Source organism: Sphingobium sp. LMC3-1-1.1, assembly GCF_040676285.1.
Lineage (GTDB): Bacteria > Pseudomonadota > Alphaproteobacteria > Sphingomonadales > Sphingomonadaceae > Sphingobium.
In genome coordinates, this window is sequence record NZ_JBEGHQ010000004.1 from 75,824 (window position 1) to 83,426 (window position 7,603).

The 7,603-nt window shown below is 60.3% G+C and carries 5 protein-coding genes; all 5 read right to left on the reverse strand.

The window, feature by feature from the left end:
* Window positions 1-15 precede the first annotated feature (15 nt).
* Entirely contained in the window at window positions 16-1,650 is a 1,635-nt protein-coding gene (locus MRBLMC3_RS07910) for a precorrin-6A/cobalt-precorrin-6A reductase (protein ID WP_363827384.1), read from the reverse strand.
* A complete protein-coding gene (locus MRBLMC3_RS07915; protein WP_363827386.1) occupies window positions 1,647-2,063 on the reverse strand; it encodes a thiol-disulfide oxidoreductase DCC family protein in 417 nt (138 codons plus the stop codon). Before MRBLMC3_RS07915 ends, MRBLMC3_RS07910 begins: the two co-directional genes overlap by 4 nt.
* Window positions 2,060-3,292: an FAD-dependent oxidoreductase gene (locus MRBLMC3_RS07920; protein WP_363753382.1), complete on the reverse strand. Its 1,233-nt coding sequence runs from the start codon at window positions 3,290-3,292 to the stop codon at window positions 2,060-2,062. Before MRBLMC3_RS07920 ends, MRBLMC3_RS07915 begins: the two co-directional genes overlap by 4 nt.
* Before the next feature lie 198 nt (window positions 3,293-3,490).
* Window positions 3,491-4,777, reverse strand: a complete 1,287-nt coding sequence (locus MRBLMC3_RS07925; RefSeq protein WP_363827389.1) for a tyrosine-type recombinase/integrase — start codon at window positions 4,775-4,777, stop codon at window positions 3,491-3,493.
* 601 nt (window positions 4,778-5,378) lie between these two features.
* A partial coding sequence (locus tag MRBLMC3_RS07930) for a calcium-binding protein (RefSeq protein WP_363827391.1) occupies window positions 5,379-7,603 on the reverse strand: 2,225 nt, incomplete at its 5' end.

Genomic DNA, 7,603 nt, shown 5'->3' on the forward strand with positions numbered 1-7,603 from the left:
AGGGTCGACGATAGGCTATCCGCTTTCTACTGGTTCCAGCCATCCGCGATAATGAACTAGCCGCCCGATCAAGGGCAATGCGATGGGCACATCGAAATGGAAACGTCCGTTTTCCGACCATTCCCGGGCGGTCGAGCGCGGAGCAAGCCATCCTGGCAAGGGCATGGATCCGATCCACCATCGCTGCATGACCATGCTTAATCCCTGAGTGTCGCTGGGAAGATCGAAGGCGAAGCGGAACGGTCCGAACCGCTCTACAAGCCAGCGACCGCGTTGGCTGAGATGGCTCTGAAAGCGCCGCCCTCCAAAATCGCGCATCCAGCTTTCGCGGCCATCCACTTCACGAAAATGAACATGCAGGCAATGAGTACCGGGTTTGGGAAAGCCCACGATCCGCGCGATCAATGCCGCCACCGGGTTCGCTGCACCGGTCACCATGGCTTCTCCCGCTGCGCCGCCATCGCGGAACACATCATGAATGGCGCGCACCTCCGGTGGGAGTTGTCCGAAACGATCACCCATAATACGTTCATACAAGGTCGGCGGAGCAGACAATTCCGTCGTATCATGATGGATGGCCAGCTGTCCGAAGGCATCGGTATAATCGATAAGCGTCAGCGCCTCTCCGGCATCGCGGGCGCCTGGGGCTTCCTGTCCTGACAGGATGCGCGCTACGATGGGCACCACGGACAAGGTCGGTATTTCCGGACCATCACCCCGGTCGGCGATCAGCGTCCATCGGCGCTCGACCTTTTGGCCAACCACGTCACCGAACAGGCGCACGATCATGGCGGAGCGATCGCTGCCCAGCGAACGGGTCAGGGACTGGAGAGGGTGAAGGAAGCGCGCGAGCGGCGCGAGAGTGAGGACGAGCCGCCAACGCACCAACCAGCTGGCGAGCCAGAGCGCCCAATTCTGGAATCGGAGTTCTGTACCCGCCCGGAAGCTGACGGCCGGGCGTCCCGCCAACCTTTCGGGCAGAAGGGCGAGGTCGGGCACATCGACAAGGGCAACCTCGCGACCTGTGATTGCTTCCGTCCCTGCACACTGGAACATGGCGGAACGCATCTCTTGCCATCCGAAGGCCTTCGCCCAACGCTGACCGCGCCAGATGTGCATGGGCTGGCCGACCTGTCCCACTATGGCAGCAGATACCGCCGGACCTGCCGTCGCCTTGTTGGATGCGCTGATCGCCATCTCGACCGCGCGTACCCTGTCCATGCCCCGCGCCAGATGCCGCACCGCCGCACCCGAGAGCGCCGGCACGCTGGAGGCACCGGAGAGGAGGGTGACGCCTGCGGCTCTGGCATCGTCGTCCAGCATCCGGATTCCGCAAACAAAGTCGCGGCTGTCGGCGATATCGGCATAATGAATCCCCGCCGCGATGCAGGCTTTGGGAATGCTGTGGTCCATCGCCTGAAACGGACCTGAGGCGTCCACCACCATGTCTGGCTCGTGCGCTTCCAGTGCGGCGGCGATTTCGGTGCGATCCAGCGCCAGCGGGATCAAGCCGAACGCGTCCCCGCAAAAGCTGCTGGCCTTATCGATGGACCGGCCAGCGACCAGCACCTCATGCCCTGCGGAGGCGAGACGGCGTGCGATGCGCCCACCAAAACCGCCATAGCCGCCAAGGAGTAATATCCGGCTCACAGGATGCGGCGGGCCTGTTCCGGCGTCGGTAGCCAGCAGGATGATCGCTTGCCGAACAACCGATAACGATGGCGGGCAATCCAGCGGTAGACGGGATCGCGCAGCCAGCGCGGCACGATGCGGAATGCCGCCAGCCAGTTCCAGGGACGGTCCAGCCCCGCCCATATGCGCAGCACAGCGTCGCCGTCCCGCAAGGCCCGACCATCTTCCACCACAATCAACGTTTCCGGATTAGTCGGATCGATCCCGAACCGGCGGTAGAGTGCGGCACCGACATCACCCTGCATGCCCGCCAGCCGAAAGCCGCCAGCGCTTTCGTGCCGCAGCACGAAGGCGGCGTTGGCGGAGCAGAGGACGCACATTGCGTCGAAGACGATGATCGGGCCGTCGCTGTCATTCGGCGTTTCTATCATGCCGCCTCCGCCATGGGCATGCCGACCGCCAGATCGCCATCCAGCCCCAGCCGCGGCAACGGATTCCCAACCAGCCCGCTGACCATCGCCGCCTGTATGGTGGTGGCGGGCCAAAGCTTGGACAGGGGTCCGACCAAGCGGTCGCGGATCAACGGCAGCAGACGGCTGTTCGACTGATAGACTGGTGTAAACAGCGCAGTGAGCCATTGATAGGTCAGCACATGGCGGCGGCGCAGTCTGATGGCATGCCGCACCCCTTCGTCGACACTATCCTCCGCCGCAAGAGCCTTGGCCAACGCCCACGCGTCTAGCAACGCCATGTTGGCGCCCTGTCCCAGCTGGGGGCTGGCGGAATGCCAGGCATCGCCGATATGGATCAGGGCCGGTTCCGCTGGAGCCGCAAGGGTTCGATGGGCGTAGCGGGCGAAGGTCAGTTGGTCTGGATCGTGGATCTGATCGAGCAGCTGCATGCAGTCGGGCCAGAGCGCGGCAACCTGCGCTTTCCACGGCGCCAGCCCGGCCTTGCGCCAGTCGTCCAGCCGATCTGCACGCAGCGACCAGAAGAAGGCAGCCTTGGGCATCGTTGCGCCGGGCGGAGTTCCGATGGGCAGGACTCCCGCCATGATGCTGGCGCGGTCGTAACGCTGCGCGAGCGCATGGGGATCAAATGCAGCGTCCTGCGGCCAGTCGAGGCTCGCCCACAGCGCGCCATACGCCAACTCCCGGCCGGTGGGCGGCGCCAGCGGTGTGCGCGTGCCCAGCGCATCGATTACAAGATCATAGGGATCGCTCGTCTCACCATCAGCAAAGCGCAGGGTACGTTTCGCCCCGACTGAGGCGCTGCCGGTCAGGGTCCGCCCGGTATGGACCATAATGCCTGATTGCAGGACGGCGTCGTGCAGAATCGCAAACAGGCTGGCGCGGTGGATTCCAATGCCGAACATACCCCGGTCGCGCAGGGCGGTATAATGAACGTCGAGCACCACCCGCTTGCCCGCCTTGCCGAACAATCGATCGACGCGCGCGCCCCGCGCCAGCGCCGCATCCAGCAATCCCAATTTGGAAAGAACCGCCATTCCTGTGGGCTGGAGCATCAAGCCGGACCCGATGGGTCGAGGCGTGTCGAAGCGTTCGAACAGCGTGACATGATGTCCGGTACGGTGAAGCAACAGCGCCGCTGCCAGTCCGCATGGCCCGCAGCCCGCGATCGCAATATCCAGCCCCCGCATAGCGGCTGTCTAGCTGAGGATACCGTCCTATCCAATAGGATTGCCGCAACCTTTTAAAATCGGCATCCTAACCCGATGCTGCACTGAAGTGTGTCATGAATGAAGTCTGCTTGTGGAGACGTCGATCGGGGCCGCAAATGGCGACAAAGGGTCGCCCTCATCCTGTCGACTAACAAATAGGACGAATGTCATCTGCTATCACCAAGATGCCCGAAACCAGGCGAGCGCCTTTTCCTGCTTGCGCTGGGCCACTTTGAATCCCTCCAGCGCTATGGGCGCCGCCTCTTCGGCGGCGTCCAGATATTTCGCCCACCACGCCATCATCTTGCGCCGATGCGATAGATAGCGCGCCGCATTATAGACGCCCCTGACGCCGCGCGGCATGTGCGCCAATTGCATCTCGATCCAGTCGGGCATGAAATGCCCCGACTCATTGAGCACAGTACTCGCCAACGACCGAAATCCATGAACCGTCGCCTTGCCGCGCAGGCCCATGCGATACATGACGTCGAGCATCCGGTTCTCGCTGATCGTGTCCGATCGGGAGCCAGCGACCGGGAAGAGATATTTACCCAGCCGCTCATTGCCCGCCTTGCCATAGGGGTTGATGTCCCTGATCCTGCGCAGCAGATCGATGGCCTGCGGCGGCAGCGGCACCAGATGCTCGGAACGCATCTTCATGCGCTCGGGCGGTATCCGCCAGAGCGGTTCGTCACTCCCCAGCCCTTCGAATTCGCTCCACTGGGCAAAGCGCGTCTCTTGGGTGCGCACCATGGTGAGGATCGTCCATCGCAGCGCAAGATGGCTGAGTTCGGAACCCGCGTCCGCATTGAGGCGCGCATAAAATTCAGGGAGATCCTTGATCTCGATCTTAGCCCGGTGCCGGACCGGTGACGGCTTGATCATGGCGGCCGACAGGTCGCGGCACGGATCGGTCTCGCACCGCCCATCGGGAATGCCGTAACGGAAAATCTCGCTGCAATGATTTTTGATGCGATGCGCCATCTCATAGGAACCCCGCGCCTCGATGACCCGCAAGGCTTCGAGCATCGTGCGCGGCAGGATGGAGCGGATCGGCTTGTCACCGATGATGGGGAGAACGTCATTCTCCAGCCTTCCCTCGATCAGCCGGGCATAGCGCGGCGACCAGGCCGGCCGTCGGGCCTCGATCCATTCGCGCGCGAGCATTGCAAAAGTCACCTTGTCGGCGACGGCCTGGAACTTGGCCTCTTTCTTGTGCGCGATGGGATCGGTGCCTGCCGCCAGCAGGGCTTTCATCTCCTCGCGCCACACCCGCGCACGATGCAGACTGACGGCAGGGTATTCGCCGCCGTCGATGGTCTTCTGCTTACCATCGAAGCGATAGGCGAGACGCCAGCGCTTTCTTCCAAAGGGCACGACGAAGATATGAAGCCCGCCGCCGTCGGATTTCTTGATCGGCTTATCCAGGGCGACGAGGGTGTTGAGCAATTGATCGGTCAGCATGAACGGCACTCCGGTTCAGCTGTTCCGGGTTCGATCCTGCGTGACCGCTTTTTCCGTCTTCGATTCCTGTTTTTACCAACAGGCTGACCAACAAATCGCATGAGACTGCCCGATCGGAATGGCTCCTGTGTGGGACAGAATATACGAAACAAGTCTCTGAAAACAGGCCATTTTTTTGGAACCCCTTGAGACCTTGTTGGTCATAATGGGCCAAAATCGTGGCTGGGGCGGCAGGATTCGAACCTGCGCATGGCGGTACCAAAAACCGCCATGGTCCGAATTCTGGGCTTATCCGGCCAACCGAAATCCGCAGATTTTTGCGGATTTCGCGACCATAACTTCAAGCCGCTGAACAACCTAAATAAATCGCGATAAAAATCGCGATAAAGGATATAAACCTGGCGCGACCAGGACATGGCTGATCCTGACGGAAGTTCCGTTTGAACAGGCCAGTGCTGTCGCTGTGCAATCGCCGCGCTGGGAGATGAAACGCCCGCTCCGGCGCAAAACGCTCGTGAATAGTAATTATGTTAATAACAATTCCATCATGTCATTTACCACCCGCCCACGCGAACAGGGCAAGTTCATAATTGCATAAACTTCAAATGCCTCGTGAAGTGCCCGCATATTCCCAACGTTGGAGGGGATTCGTCTCAGAGACATCATTGTGTGCGATGAGATCGGCGCCGGTTAGCACGCCGAAGGTTGCGCTCGCTTGAATAAACCTTTCGGCATTGGCTAACGCCGCCGCCACGCCTGAAGGCTGGTTCGTTGTAGCACTGTCAGGCCCACCATAAGCAAAAGCCACGTCATCGAACGCCCCGGTCGAACCGTCCGCCCGAGTGAAAGACCCCGTATTGACGACAAGATTGTCACCCAGCTCATACTTTTCTGCCGTGGGCGTGCCCTTCAAATCGAGCGACGCCACGCCGGCTTGCGCCATGGTGAGGAATTCGCCCGAATCCACCTTTCCGTCGCCATTGGCATCGCTCCAAACCCCGAAACGCGACCAACCGTCGTCTGCGGCAGACAACTGACCGTCGCCATTGCTGTCGAAGGCCGCGAGCCCCGCAAGGTCCGACCTGGCGCCTGCCACATCATTCACAAACGAAAGTTCGTCGGCGCCCGATGCCGTCCCGTCACCGTTGCGGTCGAACGCCAACAGACCATCGCCCCTCGAGACCCAGCCAGTCTTGTCGGCGTTGCCATCACCGTTCCAGTCGAACCGGACGTTCGAGGCCGCCTTGTCAATCAGATGCACCCCGTCCCCATTGAGGTCGAGCACGATCGGCGCAGCAAGCGAGATGCTGCCGTCCTTGAATTGCAACGTCTCAATCCCGACAAGCGTGTCGGTTCCGTCGTCGCCATCCACGGTGGGCTGGTTATCCGTGATCGTGATGACGCCATTGGTTGTGATGACCGAATAGTCGGCCATCGCGCCCGCAAAGATGGCTGTGTCATTACCCGCGCCACCATCGAGCAGATCATTGCCGCCGCCGCCAGTCAGAGTGTCGTTACCGTCAAGCCCATGGAGCCAATCCTTTTGAGCGGTGCCCACTAAGACATCGTTACCGCTCGTTGCAGCGACAGCGGTTATGCGGCTGAGATCCCAAACCGTGCCGTCGGCAAACTGAATATTCTCAACCGAATATAGGGTGGATGAATGGAACTGGATTTCGATCCAGATTTCCTGCCCGGTTGTCAGATCCTTGATGTAAAGCTGGTCGCCTGAACGGCGCAACTCCACATCGCCAGGATTGAGGTCCACCAGCTTCAGCGTGTCATTATCGGCAACGCCGCCATTATAATCCACGATATGGTCGTTGCCATCGCCCGATGCATAGACATAGGTGTCATTGCCTTGACTGCCTCGAAGGAAGTCATCACCCCCCTTGCCTACGATGGTATCGGCAGCCGCGGAACCATCAATCGTCTCAGCAGCAGCGGTCCCCCTGTACCATGCTTCCTGCTGGATGCGCGCAAGATTCCAGATCGTCCCGTCGGCAAACTGGATGTTTTCCACAGCATAGGCCCCGGATGAGTAGAACTGGATTTCGATCCAGATTTCCCGGCCGGTCGTCAGATCCTTGATGTAAAGCTGGTCGCCTGAACGGCGCAGCTCCACATCGCCAGGATTGAGGTCCACCAGCTTCAGCGTGTCATTGTCGGCAACACCGCCATTATAATCCACGATATGATCGTTGCCATCACCCGAAGCATAGACATAGGTGTCGTTGCCTTGACCGCCTCGAAGGAGGTCATCACCCCCCTTGCCTACGATGGTATCGGCAACCGCGGAACCATCAATCGTCTCAGCAGCAGCGGTCCCCCTGTACCATGCTTCCTGCTGGATGCGCGCAAGATTCCAGATCGTCCCGTCGGCAAACTGGATGTTTTCCACAGCATAGGCAGTGGATGAGTGGAACTGGATTTCGACCCAGATTTCCTGGCCGGTCGTCAGATCCTTGATGTAAAGCTGATCGCCCGACCGGCGCAGTTCCACATCGCCAGGATTGAGGTCCACCAGCTTCAATGTGTCGCTGTCGGCAACACCACCATTATAATCCACAATGTGGTCGTTGCCGTCACCCGATGCATAGACATAGGTGTCGTTGCCTTGACCGCCTCGAAGGAGGTCATCACCCTGTTTGCCCACAAGGGTATCGGCAGCCGCAGAGCCGTCGATCGTCTCTGCCGCGGCGGTCCCCCTGTACCATGCTTCCTGCTGGATGCGCGCAAGATTCCAGATCGTCCCGTCGGCAAACTGGATGTTTTCCACAGCATAGGCAGTGGATGAGTGGAACTGGATTTCGACCCAGATTTCCT